Origin of the sequence: Dyadobacter koreensis, assembly GCF_900108855.1 — a bacterium.
Taxonomy (GTDB): domain Bacteria; phylum Bacteroidota; class Bacteroidia; order Cytophagales; family Spirosomataceae; genus Dyadobacter; species Dyadobacter koreensis.
This window is the reverse complement of record NZ_FNXY01000001.1, coordinates 949225-969663: the sequence shown is the minus strand read 5'-3', so window position 1 is coordinate 969663 and position 20439 is coordinate 949225. Positions and strand designations below refer to the sequence as shown.

Below are 20439 nucleotides of genomic sequence, written 5' to 3'. Positions count from 1 at the left end.
TTATATTAAAATAAAAATCAAATTTTAAGCACCTTTTGCTTTGAAGACAACCACGCAATTATTCAAAATTTTTGCCTTTACACTTATCGTCGCATGGCCGGCTTTTTCTCAGAAAAAGAAGATTAAGGAAGTAACTGCCGCAACAAAACCAAACATCGTTTTAATCCTTGCAGACGATCTCGGTTTTTCAGATATAGGAAGTTATGGTTCTGAAATCCAGACACCGAACTTGGACAAGCTTGCCCATGAAGGATTTCGCCTCCGACAGTTTTACAACAATGCAATCTGCGCTCCAACCCGTGCGTCACTGCTTAGCGGTCAATATCAGCATACCGCCGGGATGGGTTATTTTAATATCAATCTGGGAACTCCGGCTTATCAGGGTTATCTCAGCAAGCAAACAGTTTCGCTTGCGGAAGTTTTGAAAGACGCCGGTTACAGCACGCTGCTTTCAGGTAAGTGGCATGTGGGCGACGACAGCACAACCCAATGGCCGAGAAAACGTGGTTTTCAACATTCATATGGCAATATCGGTGGTGCTAGTGATTATTTCGTGATCAAACAATTGCCGAAGAACAAACGCAGTTTTTTTGTAAAAGACGATAAAATTGTTCATCCGGACGACGAAGATAATTTCTACTACACCGATGAAATTACAAAAAATGCCATTGGATTTTTGAAGGATCAGCGTGAAGAGAAGAAGCCGTTTTTCTTATATCTTGCATATACTTCGCCGCATTGGCCCTTGCAGGCTTTACCTCAGGATATTAAAAAATATGAAGGAAAATATGATATCGGCTGGGATTCGCTTCGTATTCTTCGCTTTAAACGTCAGCAGGAACTGAATATTCTGGGAAAAGATCAGAAGATCAGTGTTAAAAACAGCGATCTTCCGGCCTGGAACAGCCTCACTTACGATGAACAAAAATTATGGGCGAGAAAGATGGAGGTGTATGCGGCTCAGGTAGATAATCTGGATCAGAATATCGGTCGGGTGGTTGAACATCTCCGTGAATCCGGTCAGCTGGACAATACAATAATTTTATTTATTTCAGACAATGGCGCTGCCGGTGAGGATGTTGCACACGGATTCGGTGGGCGCGCTGCCCGAAACTGGGGCCCGGTTGGCACTGCCGGATCTTATGATTCTTACACGCGAAACTGGGCATACGCGTCAAATACGCCGCTGAAATCTTTTAAAGGTTTTCAGTATGAAGGTGGAATCAGCAGTCCTTTTATTGCCAGATTCCCTTCGAAAATCACTGCCGGCGGATTAGTTGACGGAACTGCGCATTTAATAGACATCGCGCCAACGTTGTATGAACTTGCAGGTGCAAAATATCCACAGAATTACAACGGAAATATTATTAAGCCTTTGGCCGGAGAAAGTTTGGTTCCGCTTTTATTCGGTAAAGATTGGAGTCGTGCGAAACCAATTTTCTGGGAAAGAGCTGGTAATAAAGCTGTCAGAAAAGGAAAGTGGAAACTGGTCTCTGTCCGGAATGACCGATGGGAACTGTATGATATAGAATCAGACAGGGGAGAGACGAACAATATCATTGCACAAAATCAGCAGATCGCGGATGAATTGAAAACTTTATATGACGCATGGGCAAAAAGCGTCGAAGTTGAGGATTGGAAAGAGATTGGCAAAGGGAAAGGTTTTGAGCCAAGTTTTAATCCTTAGTGATGGGATTCAAAAGAGGAAGCTGGGGCAAATTGTAATTACAACTTGCTCTGCTATTAAATTTGAAAGAGAATTGAATGTCGATTAAAGTTCTGATTATTAGTTCATTAAACAATTTAAATTCTAATTAATTTCCTTGGCAAATTCATGAATATAAACTTACTTTGTCTATTAAATATATAGACTAATATCGATTCTAATTGATATTATAAGAATAAAAATCAACCCAGTCACAGAACTATGATTCCTGATTCTTTACTCCTTTCACAGAAATCGCATTACTTGCAAGTGGTTTCACAAATAAGCCTGACATTGCCGCACTGTTGTCAGGTTTGTAAAGTCTGTTGATTTAAAGACCAGGTCATAATCCGGCAAATCAATCGATTTGCCTGCCTGGATAAGTATACACAAAAATAAATTTTCCGGCTGCCATATTTCATCTAAGCCAAATCCTTTGTTGGATACTGGTAGTACGTATATAGACGAAAGTTTTCTTGCTGGAAATTTTCTGAACGTATCTTTTATGTCGTTAGAACGTATTTTAAATTATCAATTACCACAACTAACACCCAAAATGATTAAGAAAAAATTTTACCTGATAGGATTATTAGGTCTACTCATTTTTACCTCGTCTTGGGTAAAAGCGCAGGATGTCATCAAAGGCATTGTGAAGGATGAAACCGGGCAGGGATTGCCCGGAGCGACCGTCGTTGAAAAAGGTACCACAAAATTTGCTTCAACCGATATCGACGGAAAATTCTCTATTCCTGCCGGAAAAGTGTTCCCGTTTACAATTCAGATTAATATTACCGGTTTTCAGCAACAGGAAATTGAAATTTATGAACTGACCGATGAAGCCGTTGATATTGTCTTAAAAACGGCTAACCTGTTGGATGAAGTAGTCGTTATCGGCTATGGTGAGCAGAAGCGGAAGGACATTACAGGTTCGGTTGCTTCCGTTCCATTAGAGATCAAAAGCCAGCCGGTTGCGTCGGTGGAGCGTTTACTTCAGGGATCTGTTGCTGGTGCTGTGGTCACGCAGACTTCCGGGCAGCCGGGTGGTGGCGTGAGCGTTCAGATCCGGGGGAATAATTCAATCACCGCGGGCAGCGATCCTTTATATGTGATCGACGGATTTCCCATCAATAACGATTATTCACTTGCCGACGCAGGCGTAACTGACGGTTCTAAAATCAATCCGCTATCATCGATCAGTACCGCGGATATTGAAAATATTGATGTTTTAAAAGATGCATCGGCGACAGCTATCTACGGTTCAAGAGGTGCGAACGGCGTTGTTATTATCACGACAAAAACAGGTTCAAAAAATAAATCATCAATCAATTATGACGGATTTTTCGGGACACAGGAAGTCATTAAGACGCTTCCGTTGTTGAACGCGCGTGAATGGTGGGCTTTGCGTAAAGATGCAGCGACTAATTCGGGGAAAACGGTTTCAATTCCTACGGTAACGGGATATTCGCTGGATACTTCCGGCATTGGCACCAACTGGCAGGATGCAGCATTCAGGAAGGCGACTCAACAAAGCCATAATATTTCCATTTTATCAGGATCGGATAAAACCAGGCTTGCTATTTCGGGGAATTATTTCAAGCAAAACGGTATCCTTCAAAATACAGATTTTAAAAGATATTCAGCACGGGTAAATCTGGATCATCACTACAACGATCGCTTCCGGATTCTGGCTAATTTGAGTGCAAGTAATACGAAAGCGAATGTCGCTCCGGCCAACATCGTAGGTAACTTGTTGCAAACACCCCCTGCCTTGCCGATTTATCAGGACAATGGGACTTTTGTAATTAATAGTCCTTTTGAATCGGCTCTTCAAAATCCGATCAACTCGTTGTATAACCAATTGAATGAGACAGTTACGAACCGTTTTCTGGGTAATCTTTCTGGTGAATACACGATTGCAGAAGGCTTGAAAGCAAAAATTCTAGTAGGTGCAGACGTTGTAGGAAATAAGCAAAACAGGTATTTGCCGAGCACAACTGCGGAGGGGCAAGCTTTGAGTGGTAATGCGATTGTGGGAACGATTTCAACAACGAGCTGGCTGAACGAGAACACGTTGAGTTATGATAAAGAACTAAACGAAAAGAACAGGATCAATGCAGTTGTAGGTTTCACTGCACAGACTTCCCAGTCAAAAGGAGCCATTGCAGAAGCCGCCGGGTTTGCTACGGATGCTTTTGGATATAATAATTTGTCGACCGGTATAACAAGTATCGCGCCGCGTTCCGCTGCAAGCGAATGGTCTCTGGCTTCTTATCTTGGCCGTATCAACTATGTTTTTGATGATCGATATCTGGTAACTTTCACGCTTCGTGCAGATGGATCTTCCCGTTTTGGTGATGGAAATAAATGGGGTTACTTTCCGTCGGCGGCGGTTGGATGGAATCTTAACAACGAAAAATTCTTCCAGCAGTTTAAAAAAATCAGTCTGTTGAAATTGAGATTGAGCGCCGGAACAACGGGTAATCAGAGCATTCCTCCTTATCAGTCTCTTTCACAGCTTGCTTACTACCGTTATAACTTTTCCAATACTACCGTTTCGGGATATGCGCCGAATACTGTTCCAAATCCAAATCTTGGATGGGAAAAAACATTCCAGGTGGATGCAGGTATAGATCTTGGATTATTCAAAAATCGTTTGAGTATCATCGCAGACTTTTATTATAAAAAAACAACGGATCTTTTATTGACAAGAACCGTGGCAGGGACTTCCGGGCTGTCTGATTTTTATAATGGACAAGCTTCGACGGTATACCAGAACATCGGGGAAGTAAGCAATCAGGGCGTTGAATTGTATATTAATTCTCAGAATACCACCGGGGCTTTTAAATGGAATACGATCTTCATTTTTTCAAAAAATACAAACAAAATTTTAAGTCTGGGATCTGGTGTTGATCAGATTATTCCAAGCATCAGTATGCCTTCTATCGCAAAAGTCGGGTATCCGCTGGGATCGTTTATTGTTTACAAAACGGACGGAATTATCCAGCAAGGCGACGCAGCCTTAACGCCCCAGCAAAACAAAAGCCCGGGTGGACAGAAATATCAGGATATCAACAATGACGGTGTGATCACACAAACTGGTGACCGGGTAATTATCTCAAATCAGCCTGCTTTTACGACCGGACTAACGAATACGTTTAATTACAAGGGTTTTGATCTTACGATTTTCTTTCAGGCTTCAATCGGGGGAAAATTATATAACCAGAACCGCGCAAATCTTGAACTTGGAACAGGTTATGTGAACGGATCAACTGTGTTACTCGATCGCTGGACACCGACAAATACAGACACCGACGTAAAAGCGGCTTTCCAGGATCCCGCTATTACAATTTCCGACCGCTTTATTGAGGACGCAACCTATTATCGTTTGAAAAATATTTCATTCGGTTATGCACTGCCAAAATCACTTCTGTCGAAAATTAAAGTCGAAGCTTTACGAATCTATGTATCTGCGCAAAATGCAATTACCTGGACTAACTACTCGGGCTATGATCCTGAGGTGAGCCTTAACGGACAATCACTGATCAATAAGGGCGTTGACTCGGGAGTTTACCCTAACAATAAATCCGTTCAGGTTGGACTTTCCCTTTCTTTTTAACAGTAAATCAAGTAGTACAGCAAACCAATTTTGATCAAACAGCAAAAACTTAACTGTTGACGCTAACCGTTATATCTTATGAAAATTCTAAAATATTTTATTTTCGCTTCGTTCACGATCGGCATTTCGTCCTGCGATAATTTTCTTAAAGAAGAGCCGGAATCCTTTCTTTCAGAAGATCAATACTACAAAACACAAACTGACGCAATTAATGCAGTTAATGCAGTATATTTCCTTTTGAATTCCGGCGGGAGCACCATTCAAACCCCTTATAACACATTATTTAATACGGGGATGAATATGGCGAGCGACGACGAAGATCCGGGTCCTGGAGCTACGAATGCAGACGTTCGTTCCTTATCGGTGTTGGCGCACTCTTCCAGTAATCTTCGTGTTTATGAACTTTGGCAGCAGCATTATGCGGCTATAAAGAAAGCCAATGTGGCGCTTGAAAAAATCCCGGCAATTGAATTTGATAGTGCTTTGAAAGAACGTTTGCTTGCGGAAACGAAATTTCTTCGCGCATTGTATTATTTCAATGTTGTCAGATTGTACGGAGATGTTCCGCTTATCCTGGAATATCAGAAATTTGTAAATGCGAATGATTATGAGATTGCTAAATCTCCGTCTGCCGATGTTTACAAACAAATTGAAAAAGATCTTAACGAGGCTGCTGCGGTTCTACCTGCAAACTATGCCTCTCCAAATGTTGGACGGGCAACTGCTGGTGCAGCTAAGGCGTTACTTTCGAAAGTTTATTTGACAAAAGCATCTTTTCCGTTGAACCTGTCGGCTCATTATGCGGACGCTGTGAAAAAAGCAGAGGAGGCACTTTCTCCGGCTGACGGCGGAACTGGCGTTTACGGATATGATCTTATGACTAATTATTCAGAAGTTTTTTTGCCAGCTTTCAAGAACAATAAGGAGCATATATTTTCTGCTCAGTTTAAATCAAATTCTTTGAATCAGGGAAATAATGAATACCCGCGTTCGATCCTCTCAGGTATTCCGGGATTGTCGGGAAACTATGCGCATATGGTTCGCTATTACACGCAGGGAAATGATAAGTTTTTCAGTATTTACAAATTATTCCGCGCCGATGACAAGAGGCGCAATGTGACTTTTGTAAGGAGTTTTACCAGCCCGTCAAATGGCCGGAAATATGCTTCGCCGATTGCCAACACGGCTGTTCCGAATGATTCAACTCCTTTTTGGAACAAATGGCTTGATCCTGCTTCGGCATCGGTGACAAATCAGTCGGCGGCGAATGTACCCATTATCAGATATGCAGAATTGTTGCTGATCCATGCCGAAGCAGAAAATGAAGCGAATGGACCGACGGCGAAAGCATATAAATCTTTAAATAAAGTGCGCAACAGGGCCGGATTGGCGAACCTCACCGCGGGACTTTCAAAAGATCAGTTCCGTGATTCAGTGTACCTTGACCGTCGTCTCGAACTGACTTACGAATACCAGAGATGGTTTGATTTGATACGTCAGAAAGATGGTGCCGGACAATCCACTTTTGTTCGGAATTTGCAAAAAGTAGGAAAAACCAACGCAGCAGAAAAACACCGCCTGTACCCACTGCCTCAATCTGAAATCGATAACAATAAGTTGCTGGTCCAGAATCCGGGCTGGGAGTAATTTTTCAAATATTTTAATCTGATGGACAAGGTGAATGTCATTTCTTTTAGAGGAATATGGCATTTGCCTTTGTTTTAATCACTGGAAAATGGTGAAACACAAACTCAGAAAGATACTGATTTTGACAGCATTGGTATCGCTGAATAAATTGTCAAACGCTCAGCAGGTAATCCCTGACAAACCAAATATTATAGTCATTCTCGCAGATGATATGGGTTTTTCTGATCTGGGAAGCTTTGGTTCAGAAATCAATACGCCTAATCTGGACAAATTGGCTGCAGAAGGGTTGAAAATGACTCAGTTTTATAATAGTGGAAGATGTTGCCCTTCGCGAGCCGCGCTGCTGACGGGTCTTTATCCCCATCAGGCAGGTATCGGTGATATGATTCAGGATAAGGGTTCGCCAGCCTATCAAGGTTACTTGAGTGAGCAAAGTGTTACGATTGCAGAGCTACTGAAAACGGCTGGTTATCATACGATTGTTTCCGGAAAGTGGCATGTAGGGCAAGTGGAGTCTTCGTTGGCGCATAACCGCGGATTTGACAAATCTTTCACCATGCAGAACAACGGAAGCAGTTATTTCAATTCTGAGCCGATTTATAACGACGGGAGAAAAGTGACATTTTTGCTGAACGGAAAACAAATCCAGCGGCAGGATACTTCACGGTATCTGACACAGGCGATCACTGATTTTGCTATAAAATCGCTGGATGAATTACCGAAAGATAAGAATCCATTTTTCCTCTACGTAGCCTACAACGCACCTCACTGGCCGATCCAGGCTTTGCCGGAAGATATCGCAAAATACAAAGGGAAATATTTAGAAGGCTGGGATGCGTTGCGGAACAGACGTTTCAGAAAGCAGAAATCTCTTGGGATTCTGGGCAATGAAACTGAACTTTCACAGCGTTATGCCGAAGTGCCTGACTGGAATAGGTTATCAGATACAGACAAGGAATTCTGGGATACCCGAATGGCCATTTACGCGGCTATGATCGATCGGATGGATTATGGCATTGGAGAAATACTGGCGAGATTGAAAGCGCTTAAAAAGGATAAAAATACTGTCATTCTTTTTGTCTCTGATAATGGTGGGAGCGCAGATACGGTCAAGGATTGGGATTATGTCACACAGAAAAATGGTAGGCCGGGTTCTGTGACTTCCATTGACAGTTATTATCCTCCCTGGGGAAATGTCAGCAACACACCTTTCCGGTTGTTTAAGAAAAATACACATGAAGGCGGAATCGCCTCACCGTTCATTGCTTGGTATCCGGGAATAATTAAGGCTGGCTCCGCGAGTGACCATCCTGGTCACTTAATTGATTTCATGCCGACTTGCCTGGAACTGGCAGGTATACCTTATCCTAAAAAATTTAAATCAAAAACGTTGACACCACTTGAAGGAAAAAGTTTGGTTAACATTTTTAACAACAAACCCGTGCAGGGTCATGCATCACTTTTCTGGGAACATGAAGGGAGTCGTGCGATCCGCAAAGGAGATTGGAAACTTGTTGCGGAAATAAACCAGCCCTGGGAATTATACAATTTGAAGTCGGATCGTTCGGAGATGAAAAATCTTGCATCCCAGTATCCGGGAAAAGTCAAGTCTCTGGAAAAAGAATTCCTGATATGGGCAAAGAAAGTTGGCGTTGTGGATTGGGAAACGATTAAGTGATTATTATCTAAAACATAAACACAAAAACTGATGAAAAATTTATCTTTTCCGGTTAAAGAACTGACGCTTGCCGCTATGGCCTGGATGAGTTCAAATCAATTTGTTAATGCCCAGCATACGCCTTATCACCCTTTCAAAGGAAAAATTGGGAAAACGGTAAAAGAGACTCAGGAGTCCTGGCCGGAAAATAAAAAAGCGGCAAAAGGAGCTCCAAATGTAGTCTGGATCCTACTTGATGATATCGGTTATGGAGCGGTCAGTACGTTTGGTGGGTTGATTAATATGCCGACGCTGGATAGTCTGGCGAATAACGGACTGCGTTACACCAATTTTCATACAACGGCCATTTGCGCCCCGACGCGCGCCGCCCTGCTGACAGGAAGAAATTCACATTCGGCACATATGGGACTGTTCCCGGAAACTGCCATTGGTACGCCGGGATACGATGCGCAGATCCCGTTTGAAAAAGCGACGGCGGCAGAAATTTTGAAAGAAAACGGTTACAACACGTTTGCTTTGGGGAAATGGCATATTACTCCACTGGCTGATCTGACCCCGGCCGGGCCGTTTAACCGCTGGCCGACAGGCAGAGGTTTTGAGCAGTTTTATGGTTTTCCTTCCAGAGGAAGTATTGATCAGTGGCATCCTGAATTATGGGAAGGTACGCATCGCATCAAAGATCAGCAGGACGGAAAACATTTCAATGAGTTGATCGCGGACCGGGCGATCAGTTACGTTTCCGGGCAAAAAGCCGGAAACCCGGAAAAGCCTTTTTTCTTGTACATTGCGACCGGGGCTGGCCACGCGCCGCATCAGGTAGCGAAAGAATGGTCTGATAAATACAAGGGGAAATTCGATGACGGATGGGATGCTTACCGTGAAAAAGTTGTCGCGAATCAGATTAAATTAGGAGTGATACCTAAAAACGCAAAAGTGCCGCCGCGAAATCCCGGTGTAAAAGAATGGAGTAGTCTGACGGCGGGAGAGAAGAAACTTTATGCGAGATTCATGGAAACCTATGCAGGATTTCTTGAATATACCGATTATGAAATCGGTCGGGTGATTAAGCATTTAAAGGAGTCCGGAGAATTGGAAAATACAATTGTTTTTGTTTCGGTCGGCGATAATGGCGCGAGTAAGGAAGGTACTTTTGTTGGTACTGTAAATAATTACGGAACGACAATTTCGGAGGAGGAGCGTCTGAAAAAGAACATAGAAAATATCGATCTGATCGGGACTGAGTTTTCCAAAGTGAACTACCCGCTTGGTTGGGCAGCGGCTACAAATGTTCCTTTCCGGCACTGGAAACAAGATGCCAATTCGGAGGGAGGCACGCACAATCCGCTGATTGTTTTTTATCCAAAGGGAATCAGGGAAAAGGGGGGGATACGTAATCAGTATGGTCACGTAATCGATATTTTACCAACCACACTGGAACTGATCAATGCGAAAGTTCCGGAGTCTGTCAATGGCTATAAACAAGATGCAATTGAAGGGACAAGCCTTGCGTACAGCTTGAACGATGCCACGGCAAAAGACCGTCATACGGTTCAGTATTATGAAATTAAAGGTTCGCGGGCGATTTACAAAGATGGTTGGAAAGCGGGTTCTCTGCACGTCAGAGGGCAGGAATTTAATAATGATAAGTGGGAATTGTATAATCTGAAAGAAGATTTTAATGAAGTGAATGATCTGGCGGAATCAAATCCGGCAAAGCTGAAAGAATTAAAAGCGCTCTTTGAAGGTGAGGCTGTAAAATATAATGTGTATCCACTGAAAGACGGAACAGAGCCGTTTACTTTACCAACGGCTTACAAAGATATCAGCCGCGTCGTGCTGTATCCAGGCCAGTCAACGATTGTCGATGTTGCCGGTCCTTTTGCCGTCAAAAGATCATTCAGCCTTATTGCCGATACCGAGTTAAAGGGCGTTGAGACGGAAGGTGTTTTATTGTCGCGCGGAGGGTTTGAGGGTGGTTTTAGTTTCTTTATTCAAAATCATAAACTGAATCTGGTATATGCAGTGGGTGATGGTACGAAGTACGTTGTTTCCTCGGAAAATGCTACGTTGCCAAGTGGAAAAGTGCAGCTTCGTGCCGATGTAAAATATTTGGAAAACGGCAGCGGAGTGGTCAGTCTTTTTGTTGATAATAAGAAAGTAGGCGAGTCAAAGCTTGACAAAACAACTGGCTCGGTTTATTTGCACGAAGGCGTAAATGTGGGAATTGATGATCTCACGCCGGTTGCAGACACATATAAAGTTCCTTTTGTCTTCACAGGAAAAATAAACAAAGTGGTGATCGATTATAATCTTGGACAGCAAGCCAGTCTGAGATAGGCAGGAGATATTGTTTACGGTAGATTAGATAATCCTATCTTTTGACTCTTTATCAAGATCAATAATTCGTATTAGTTTATGAAAAAACTGAAATATCTGGTTCTGTTTTTTATACTAGCGGCTGGCAGATTATCTGCTCAGGAGAAACCGAATATCTTGTGGATTGTCAGTGAAGACAACATTCCAATGCTGGGTGCTTACGGCGATACATTTGCGACGACTCCCAATCTGGACGCGTTTGCTGCAAGAAGTATTCTTTACAAAAACGCTTTTTCGACTGCACCGGTTTGTGCGCCCTCGCGAAATACACTCATCACCGGAATGTATCCTCCGTCGCTTGGAACAGAGCATATGCGAAGTGTGTATCCGGTTCCGTCGTACGTGAAGTTTTTGCCGAAATATTTGCGCGAAGCTGGTTATTATACGACCAATAATTCGAAAAAGGATTACAATACAACGGATCAAACTGACGCCTGGGATGAATCCAGTAATAATGCGACCTATAAAAATCGTAAAGAGGGACAGCCGTTTTTTGCCGTTTTTAACCTCAACGTCTCGCACGAAAGTTCACTTTTCGAACCTGTTGCCAAATTGAAACACGATCCGGAGCAGGTGCCGTTGCCACCATATCACCCTAATACTCCTGAGATGAAACATGATTGGGCTCAGTATTATGACAAGATTGAAGATATGGATGGTCAGTTTGGTAAGCTTTTGAATGAATTGAAAGAAGCAGGTTTGGCGGAAAATACAATCGTTTTTTATTACGGAGATAATGGCGGCGTTTTGGCCAGGAGTAAAAGATTTATGTATGAATCCGGCTTGCACGTTCCTTTGATCATCCATTTGCCTGGAAAGTACGAACACCTGGCGAACCTGAAACAAGGCACAAAAACGGACAGGCTGGTAACTTTCCTCGATTTTGCACCAACTATTTTAAGTCTGGCCGGGATCGGGATTCCTGACTATATGCAGGGCGAAGCTTTTCTTGGAACACAGCAAAATGCTGAACATCAGTATGCCTATGGTTTTCGCGGACGTATGGACGAGCGCATCGATTTTTCACGGTCAGTGCGTGATAAGAGATTTCGGTATATCCGCAATTATCTGCCTCACAAGATATACGGACAATATCTCGAATATCTCTGGCGCGCGCCTTCCGTGCAATCCTGGCAAAATGAATTCAAGGCAGGGAAGCTCAACGAGGTTCAATCTAAATTCTGGCAGGAAAAGCCGGCTGAAGAATTATTTGATGTAATTGCGGATCCGCATAATGTCAAGAATCTGGCCGAAGATCCAAAATATGGGAAAGAGCTCGTTAGGCTTAGAAAAGCAAATGAAGCGTGGATATTGAAATCTGAGGATGTTGGATTTATTCCTGAGGCGATTTTTTCAGAAATCGCTTCCTCAATGCCTTTACGGGATTATGCTAAAAGTGGAAAGTATAATCTGAAATATATTCTGGAAACCGCCAATCTGGCTTCGTCACGCAAACCTGAGTATACCAACGAGCTTATCAAAAGAATTGCTGATCCCGACCCGACGGTTCGATACTGGGCCGCAACCGGCCTTCTCATTTTGAAAGCAAAAACAGGAAAAGACGTTTTGATTAAAGCTTGCGGCGATTCGGAGCCGGCTGTAAGGATCGCAGCTGCGGAAGCTTTGTATAACCTTGGTGAAAAAAAATTAAGTATAAAAACTTTGACAGATGCACTGAATGTAACAAATGTTCCGGCGCGCGTGCAGGCTTTGAATGCCCTCAGCAATATAGGGAAAGACGCCGCTCCGGCGTTGGAAAATGCAAGAAAGCTGATAAGAACTGAGCCGGGAATGTTCGATTATGATTCTCGGGCGGCAAAGGACTTTGTCAGTAGAATAGGGAAATAATCTGTTTTAAGTTTGGATTAAATTCGTTAACTTTTCTCCCCAATTGAAACCTTTATCATGGCAGAAAACAGTGTCTTCGTCGAAACCCAGATGTTGATCAGAAAACCAGTATTGGAGGTTTTTAATGCATTTCTTGATCCGGACATCACCAAAAATTTTTGGTTTACCAGGGGAAGTGAAAAGCTTTCAGTCGGGAAAACAATAATCTGGGAGTGGGAAATGTATAACGTTTCTACAACCGTCAAGGTGATTGAGATTATTCCGGCGGAAAAAATTTCAGTTGAATGGAACGAACCACCAACGAAGATTGATTTTGGGTTCAGATCATTGGAAGGCGGCTCTACGTATGTTACCCTCAGGAATTACGGATTTACTGAAACGGGTGATAACCTTTTAAAAATGCTCATCGATCTGACCGGAGGCTTTACAACGGTTTTGGATGGTGCCAAGGCCTTTTTGGAGCACGGAATAAATCTTAATCTGATTGCGGATAAATTTCCGAAAGAAGTAATAAAACATGGCAACTGACAATTACTGACTGGAAGAAGTATGGCAAAAAATAAAACCACCGAAACCAATAACAGTGTCGAGCTATACCTGCAAAATATTCCGGACGAAAAAAAGCGTAGGGATTGTAGGGAAATGATAAGTTTAATCCATCAGGAAACCGGGCTTGAACCAAAAATGTGGGGCACAGGTATTGTCGGTTTTGGGAGTTATCATTATGTCTACGGCAGTGGACATCAGGGTGACGCTCCACTCGCAGGAATTTCGGCGAGAGCTAATGCTATTTCTATTTATCTTGACGCCGATCCTGTAAAAAGAGAAGATTTTTTGCGAAAATTCGGGAAGTATAAATCTGGTAAAAGCTGTATTTATGTCAAAAAAATAGAAGATATCGACACCGCCATTCTGTTACAGATGGTTAACCACTCCATTGAATTCCTTAAAGAAAAGTATTGACAGATTTTTATTCTCTTGGAATTCTGAATTCTATAACTTTACTTTGTCTATAATTTAAATAGACTATATTCATTTCAGCTAACCACCGGCACGGATATCGTCATGCTGTTCACATTATCGTGGAAGCTTAAAGTATGATTTAAAACATTCTCTGCAAAAAGAATGGTGGTATGCATTGTACTTTCATTACATCAGCGCTTACGCAATAGCAGATTGCAGTGTTACTGTTATGTGTTGAAAATAAGATTAACAGCATTCAAAACTTAAACTTCAAAACACTTTAAAATGAAAAATCTTAGACGATCCGGATTATTCTTTTTCGCTCTGCTTCTGAGCTCCATTGCCTTTGCTCAGACAACACAAAAAAGAAATTTATACACATTCGAAGAATTTGAAGCAAAACTCAAGGCAGCTGGCAAAGAAGCCCAGATTCTTGACGCCCGGCTTCCTGAAGAATACAAGCAAAATCATCTGGAAGGAGCGATAAGTTTTAATATTGAAAACAAAGGCGATTTCGAAAAACAAAGTGCAAAACTTAATAAGGATAAACCGGTTTTTATTTATTCCATAGGAAATGGTCGCAGCGGCGTTTTGGCAAAAGATTTAAGAAACAGCGGGTTCAAAGATGTGACAGAAATTCCAGGCGGATTAAGCAAATGGATCGGATCAGGCAGACCGGTAATTTCGACAGTAGGGCCTGGGTTGTCAAAAGATGAATATGTTGCTTCGCTAAAAAGCAACAAACTGGTTCTCGTTGATTTTGGGTCCAAATATTGCCCCGGATGCAAGAAGCTGGAACCGACAATCGATTCGCTCAAAACGGAGCATGCAAGTGTGTTAAAGGTGATCAATATTGAAGCGTATGAAAATAAAAATCTTGTGAAAGAGCTTGGTGTAATTGGATTGCCGACGTTGTTAATTTATAAAAACAACGAAGTGATCTGGAAAAAAACCGGAAGTGCTTCCAAGGCGGAAATCGAAAGAATTCTGGCAGGACAAACTCTGTAAACAATAAACATGGCAAGTCAGCTCCGCGAGCAGTCAGTTGAACGATTGTTTTGTGATCCTAAAACGAAGAGTTTTTTAAATTTGTCTACTCTGTTTAAAAACAATATAGCCCGTTTTACATGATACATCTGTAAACAAAAATGATTTGATCTAAATAACTCAAAAATCATTTGGTTTTAAATTTTTATTAAACTTACTTTGTCTATCAATTTAATAGGCTATTGTTTTTCCTTTAACCACCACTGGAAAAACAATTAAAAATTTCGTCTTATTTTATGAAAACGATGAATGTAATTTCTGGGCAGCCTGAAGCTGCATCCTGGGTGGCAAGACCTTTCTTTTCTTCCTTTTTGATTTGTTGTTGTTGATACTCACAATTCGACATTCGATTTCTGATTTTAATATTTACACCTCATTCATTCTGCTGGCTTGTTTTATTTCAGGCTAAGGACAGATCATGCTCAAACTGTATAATTCCTTTTAACATCATGAAGATATTTAAATCACTGATTTTTGCAACAGGTTTAGCGCTTGCCGCTGAGGCACCGATTTTTGCCCAGGATGCAGCTCAAAACAGAGTAGTTATTACAGGCGTTCGTTTTGCTTACCCTTTGGTGGATAAATGGATTAAACAATACACTGCGGAAAATCCAAAGGCACAGATTGTCATCGAAACCAGAACAATTACAGATCCTGAAAAATATGATTTATTGATAGAAGCATATGATCAGGAAAAAGAAGTAAAGGACACCCGGGAATATGTTTCCATTGGTCGTTATGCACTTTTGCCTGTGGCGAATTCAGGTTCACAGTTTGCCAGAGAATTCAGTGAAAAGGGTTTAGTTGAAAAGACATATAAGCAAGTTTTCTTCCATGACATTTATGCTGAAAAAGATAAATCAATAACCACTCCTTTTACTGTTTATACACGCTTGCAAAAGGCTGGCGCTCCCTTGACGTTCGCAAAATATTTTGGATACGAGCAGCAGCAGATCAAAGGGAAAACCATAGCAGGTGCTGACGAACATTTGATCAAGGCACTTTTGAAAGATGACACCGGAATCACTTATACAGTACCCGGACTTGCTTACGATCTCACAACGCGTAAAGCTACTGATGGTTTAACCATAATTCCGGTCGATCTGGACGGAAACGGAAAGGTTTCAAAGGAAGAAAAATCGATCGATAATCTGGATCAACTACTGGAAAAACTTGAATCGGAAAAAGTTAAAAACGTGCCGGTAGAGTATGTTCATTTTTCAATTGCGAAAAATAACAGTAATCCCGAAGCCAAGAAGTTTCTGCTCTGGGTAGCCTCGCACTCGGAAGAAGATCTGCATCAGTTCGGTTATTTAAAACCGGAAGCAAAACGCCTGCAGACTGAAAAAGAAAAATTGGAGCGATTCTCAGCTGTCAAATAATTGGTGAAATTGATAATGTCAGGCCTAATCTGTTTTGTTGCGTATATGCTTCACAGGTTAGGTCTTTTTTTTGCATAAAAATCAGAACTGTCAATACTTTTTAAACTGAAATATGATAAAACTTGTAAGTAATGTTTCCCGGTCTATTTTGGTAGCGGGACTATTAATTTCCTATCCCGGATATTCCCAGGAGACTACGCATGCAAGACAGCAGGGTAAATCGAAAAAATATAATGTCCTGTTCATAGCAGCAGACGACCTCAACAACGACATCGGTGCTTTCGGAAATGCCTTTGTTAAAACGCCAAATATTGATCGCCTTGCCCAACGTGGCGTACGTTTCGACCGGGCTTACACACAGTTTCCGCTTTGTAGCCCGAGCCGGTCGTCTTTGCTGACAGGGCAACGTCCGGATGTGACTAAAATTTATGAACTTCAGACACATTTCCGTCAGACACTTCCTGATATTGTAACATTGCCTCAGCTATTCAAAAATAATAATTATTATAGTGCTCGGGTTGGCAAAATTTTTCATTATGGTGTTCCAGCCCAAATTGGAACGGATGGGTTGGATGATCCGGCTTCATGGAATTTTAAAAAAATCCAAAAGGACGTGATAAGGCGGAAGAATCCCAGGTAAAAAATCTGACGCCCGGCAGGCACCTGGGCAGCGCGTTAGCATACCTGGCAACTGATGGAACCGATGACGAACATACGGACGGACTTATCGCTAACGAAGCAATAAAATTGATGGAAGAAAAGAAAAACGAGCCATTCTTTCTCGCTATTGGTTTTTTCCGGCCACATTCTCCATATGTTGCTCCCAAGAAATATTTTGACCAATACCTTCTGGACAAAATTCCGCTTCCAAGAGAAATTGAAAACGATCTTGACGATGTCCCGGAAGCTGCTTTATTTACCAAACCTTCACACTGGGGCCTGACCGAACCGGAACGCAGAGAAGCGCAGCGAGCCTATTATGCAACCATTTCCTTCATGGATGCACAGGTTGGAAAGTTGCTGGACGCTTTAGACAGGCTGAAACTTGCGGATAATACGATCATTGTTTTTTGGAGCGATCATGGGTATAACGTCGGTCAGCATGGTCAGTGGATGAAACAAAGTTTATTTGAAAATTCTGCCCGTGTACCGCTTATAATTTCTGTTCCGGGAGGCCTCAAAGGAAAAGCATCAGGACGGACAGTCGAGTTAATTGATATTTATCCGACGCTTGCGGAGCTTACCGGGCTGGACCCACATCAGCAATTACAGGGAAAAAGTCTGACGCCGTTGCTTAAAAATCCGGCTGCTGCCTGGGACAGACCGGCTTATACACAAGTTCGCCGAGACAAAATTTTTGGTCGTTCAGTAAGAACCGAACGTTTTAGATATACCGAATGGGATGAAGGCAGAGCGGGTGTCGAACTTTATGACCATCAGACAGACCCGGATGAATTTAAAAACCTTGCGAGGGATAATGGCCATAGCAAAACTGTGAAGGAGCTGGCTTTATTGCTGAGAAAGGGGTTGGCTATACAATAGCCTTTGCAAATAGATGCCGTTATGACTTTATGTCCTCACTATTATTTGTTAAATAAATAACGCCGGCAATTTTGGTAATGAGCCCATATCTCATCCAAAACTGCCGGAGTTTTTTTTACCGGACGGTTTACAGAGTCAGATCTTTAACCGTTAAATAATTTCTGCTCCATTTAAATGATACAGAATATCCGGAATTGTGCTTTTATTTCTACATTGTGTCATATTTATTTGAATTGACAAGACAAATAAATATGACATTGATTGCTCGTCATTTCAATAACAAAATTAGAAATATTACTCCGGCATTCCTCCCCGCCTTTCACGAGTAATATTTTGTTTTCCAGTCCATCCTGCATCTGCGCATGTTGCGCCTTGCTATCACTATGCTTTGAGAATCAATTACCTGCCTGATGGAAATGACTCTCTTAGGGCGCCGCTATATTTTATTTTTTAAATCAAAAACACAATTATCTCACCATAAAACGTAATCCCAATGCTTAAAGTGACAACAAATACTGTGCAGACCACAAGGCTGGGCGGCATGGTTTCGGAAACTACATCGATGTTTGGCCCGCTCACCGATCTGATCGGAACATGGGTGGGAAATAAAGGGTGGAATCTGGTGGCGGTCCCAAACCAGAAAGGCGGCTTTGTTTTATTGGTACAACCTTATACCGAAACGCTGACAATTTTACCCCTGAGCACTCCTACACCTAATCGCGGGACAGACACGATTCAACAGATACCGACATTACTTTACAATTTAAGTATACACAGCAATCTGGATGGCAGTTTGCTGCATGCAGAAAACGGGACCTGGTTATTGTTACAGGATTGTCCGAGCGAATTTGGTATATGCCGGCAATCGTCTGTTCCCCATGGCGATTCTTTACTTGCTCTGGGCAATGCTTCGGTTACCTCTGGCGCTCCGGCGATTCCGGTAATCAGCACATTGCCAATAACCGGACCCGGCATGCCGCTTGGTTACACCGACCCATATTTGATTCCTATTTCCGGGTTTAACAAGACTAATCCGAATGCAACGCTTTTAGAAGCGATTAGTGTGCAAAAGATTCTTTCTTCTACCAATATAACTGTCAATACGGCGAATCAAGGCGGAATTTCGAACATTCCTTTTATTACTAAAAATGCCAATACGACAAGTTTTGAAGCTACTTTCTGGATTGAAACCGTAGAAAATCCGACAACGGGAAGTACGTTTTTGCAATTGCAATATTCACAGATGATTATGATTGAATTTATCCCCCGGTTCCAGGACGCTTCGAAGCTTATTCAGTGGCCGCATGTCAATATCAATACAATGATCAAACAATAACAGTCGGTGGCCGGATGTTTTTCCGGCCATAATTTTCAGTTTGTTACCGGCTGCTCATATTTTTTGGACTTGAATATAATCTTCCTAAAGACAAAATTATGACTGAAGAAAAAGATAATCATTTTGAGGTGATCGTAATTGGGGGCGGGGCAATCGGACTTGCTTCGGCATATCACTTGGAAAAAAGAGGATGTAAAACGCTGGTGCTTGAACAGTATAATTTTAAAAATCAGTTGGGCAGTTCAGCAGGTGTTTCGAGGCAGTATCGTATTCCTTATCCGGAAGATTATATGGTGAAAATGGCTATGGACGCGCAGCCTTTCTGGGATGAGCTGCAAAGCCGGACGTCACGAAAACTACTTGATAAAGTTGGTACGCTTTGGTTTGGCGACCCTTCGGTTCATTCCACGGAAGGCAATATCGCGGAGGCTGAGCAGGCACTCAAATCACAGAATATTCCGTATACGACGCTTACTTCCCGGGAAATAGAAGAGCAATATCATTTCAAAAATCTGCCGGATACCTACACCGGTTTGTTTCAGGCAGACGGTGCCAGTATTGATTTTAAAGCTACGATTGAAACTTTATACGAGGCAGCTGTGCAAAGCCGCTGCGTAACTTTAAGGGAAAAATCACCAGTGACGGAAATCCGGCAGGCAGGAAAATTATTCGAAGTGATTACCCCGGAGGAATCGTTTATCTGTGAAAAGCTAATCATCGCTCCCGGTCCGTTTGTTGATAACGTTGTAAATCTCTTGAATTTTAAAATCGAAGCAACCTACTGGAATATGTCATCTGCCTATTTTAAAAAAACAGATCCAAAGATTCAGTATCCGACCTGGTTTGTTTTTCAAAATGCAGTGGGAGAAAATGGGAATCAATTCTATGGATTTCCCGGCGTAATTTGGGATCATCCGGAATACATTCGGGTGGCGCCTGATTTTGTTATTAACCCATTGTCCGATCCGGCAGAGCGAACATTGGTGGCTAATCCGCAGGAGCTGGCCTATACTTCCGAATGGATAAAAAACCATATGACCGGATTGGATCCTGTTCCGCATTTTACTTCGACCTGTCTTATTGCACTCAGCAAAATTGCCAATAAGGAGTTATTGATCGATTTCGCACCATCCTATGTGCCAAATCATAAGAACATTGTCGTTTACGCAACTGGGTGGGCGGCAAAGTTTACTCCCTTTTTAGGGCAAATACTTACGCAACTTGCTCTGGACGGGCATTCTGAATTTGATATAACTCCTTTTCAATTAGGATATCGTTTTTTCAAAGCAATCTAAAACC

At 42.2% G+C, this 20439-nt stretch carries 14 protein-coding genes; all 14 read left to right on the top strand.

What is annotated here, in order from left to right; translation table 11 throughout:
• Positions 1 to 40: 40 nt before the first annotated feature.
• Positions 41 to 1687, top strand: a complete 1647-nt coding sequence (locus tag BMY70_RS03990; RefSeq protein ID WP_090332141.1) for an arylsulfatase — start codon at positions 41 to 43, stop codon at positions 1685 to 1687.
• Between the two features lie 574 nt (positions 1688 to 2261).
• A complete protein-coding gene (locus BMY70_RS03985) occupies positions 2262 to 5321 on the top strand; it encodes a SusC/RagA family TonB-linked outer membrane protein (RefSeq protein ID WP_090332691.1) in 3060 nt (1019 codons plus the stop codon).
• 78 nt (positions 5322 to 5399) lie between these two features.
• Positions 5400 to 6968 carry a RagB/SusD family nutrient uptake outer membrane protein gene (locus tag BMY70_RS03980; RefSeq protein ID WP_090332140.1) on the top strand — a complete coding sequence of 523 codons (1569 nt, stop codon included), beginning with the start codon at positions 5400 to 5402 and terminating at the stop codon, positions 6966 to 6968.
• An 88-nt stretch (positions 6969 to 7056) separates the two neighbouring features.
• Positions 7057 to 8646, top strand: coding sequence for an arylsulfatase (locus tag BMY70_RS03975; protein WP_090332687.1), 1590 nt, complete (start codon positions 7057 to 7059; stop codon positions 8644 to 8646).
• Positions 8647 to 8676: 30 nt separating this feature from the next.
• Positions 8677 to 10983 (top strand): arylsulfatase, encoded by a 2307-nt coding sequence (locus BMY70_RS03970; RefSeq protein WP_090332137.1) that lies wholly within the window; start codon positions 8677 to 8679, stop codon positions 10981 to 10983.
• 78 nt (positions 10984 to 11061) lie between these two features.
• Complete coding sequence (locus BMY70_RS03965) at positions 11062 to 12870, top strand: sulfatase-like hydrolase/transferase (protein WP_090332134.1); 1809 nt, start codon at positions 11062 to 11064, stop codon at positions 12868 to 12870.
• A gap of 57 nt (positions 12871 to 12927) precedes the next feature.
• Positions 12928 to 13398 carry an SRPBCC family protein gene (locus BMY70_RS03960; RefSeq protein ID WP_218148566.1) on the top strand — a complete coding sequence of 157 codons (471 nt, stop codon included), beginning with the start codon at positions 12928 to 12930 and terminating at the stop codon, positions 13396 to 13398.
• Between the two features lie 21 nt (positions 13399 to 13419).
• Complete coding sequence (locus BMY70_RS03955; RefSeq protein WP_090332133.1) at positions 13420 to 13833, top strand: DUF1801 domain-containing protein; 414 nt, start codon at positions 13420 to 13422, stop codon at positions 13831 to 13833.
• A 285-nt stretch (positions 13834 to 14118) separates the two neighbouring features.
• Positions 14119 to 14841, top strand: a complete 723-nt coding sequence (locus tag BMY70_RS03950) for a thioredoxin domain-containing protein (protein WP_090332131.1) — start codon at positions 14119 to 14121, stop codon at positions 14839 to 14841.
• Positions 14842 to 15329: 488 nt separating this feature from the next.
• Positions 15330 to 16262 carry a type 2 periplasmic-binding domain-containing protein gene (locus tag BMY70_RS03945; protein WP_090332129.1) on the top strand — a complete coding sequence of 311 codons (933 nt, stop codon included), beginning with the start codon at positions 15330 to 15332 and terminating at the stop codon, positions 16260 to 16262.
• A gap of 112 nt (positions 16263 to 16374) precedes the next feature.
• Positions 16375 to 16902, top strand: coding sequence for a sulfatase-like hydrolase/transferase (locus BMY70_RS31455; protein WP_262485735.1), 528 nt, complete (start codon positions 16375 to 16377; stop codon positions 16900 to 16902).
• 5 nt (positions 16903 to 16907) lie between these two features.
• Entirely contained in the window at positions 16908 to 17804 is an 897-nt protein-coding gene (locus BMY70_RS31450; protein ID WP_310590630.1) for a sulfatase, read from the top strand.
• Between the two features lie 493 nt (positions 17805 to 18297).
• Positions 18298 to 19140, top strand: coding sequence for a heme-binding protein (locus BMY70_RS03935; protein ID WP_229209464.1), 843 nt, complete (start codon positions 18298 to 18300; stop codon positions 19138 to 19140).
• Positions 19141 to 19238: 98 nt separating this feature from the next.
• On the top strand, positions 19239 to 20435 hold the full coding sequence (locus BMY70_RS03930; RefSeq protein ID WP_090332128.1) for an FAD-dependent oxidoreductase: 1197 nt from the start codon (positions 19239 to 19241) through the stop codon (positions 20433 to 20435).
• Positions 20436 to 20439 lie beyond the last annotated feature (4 nt).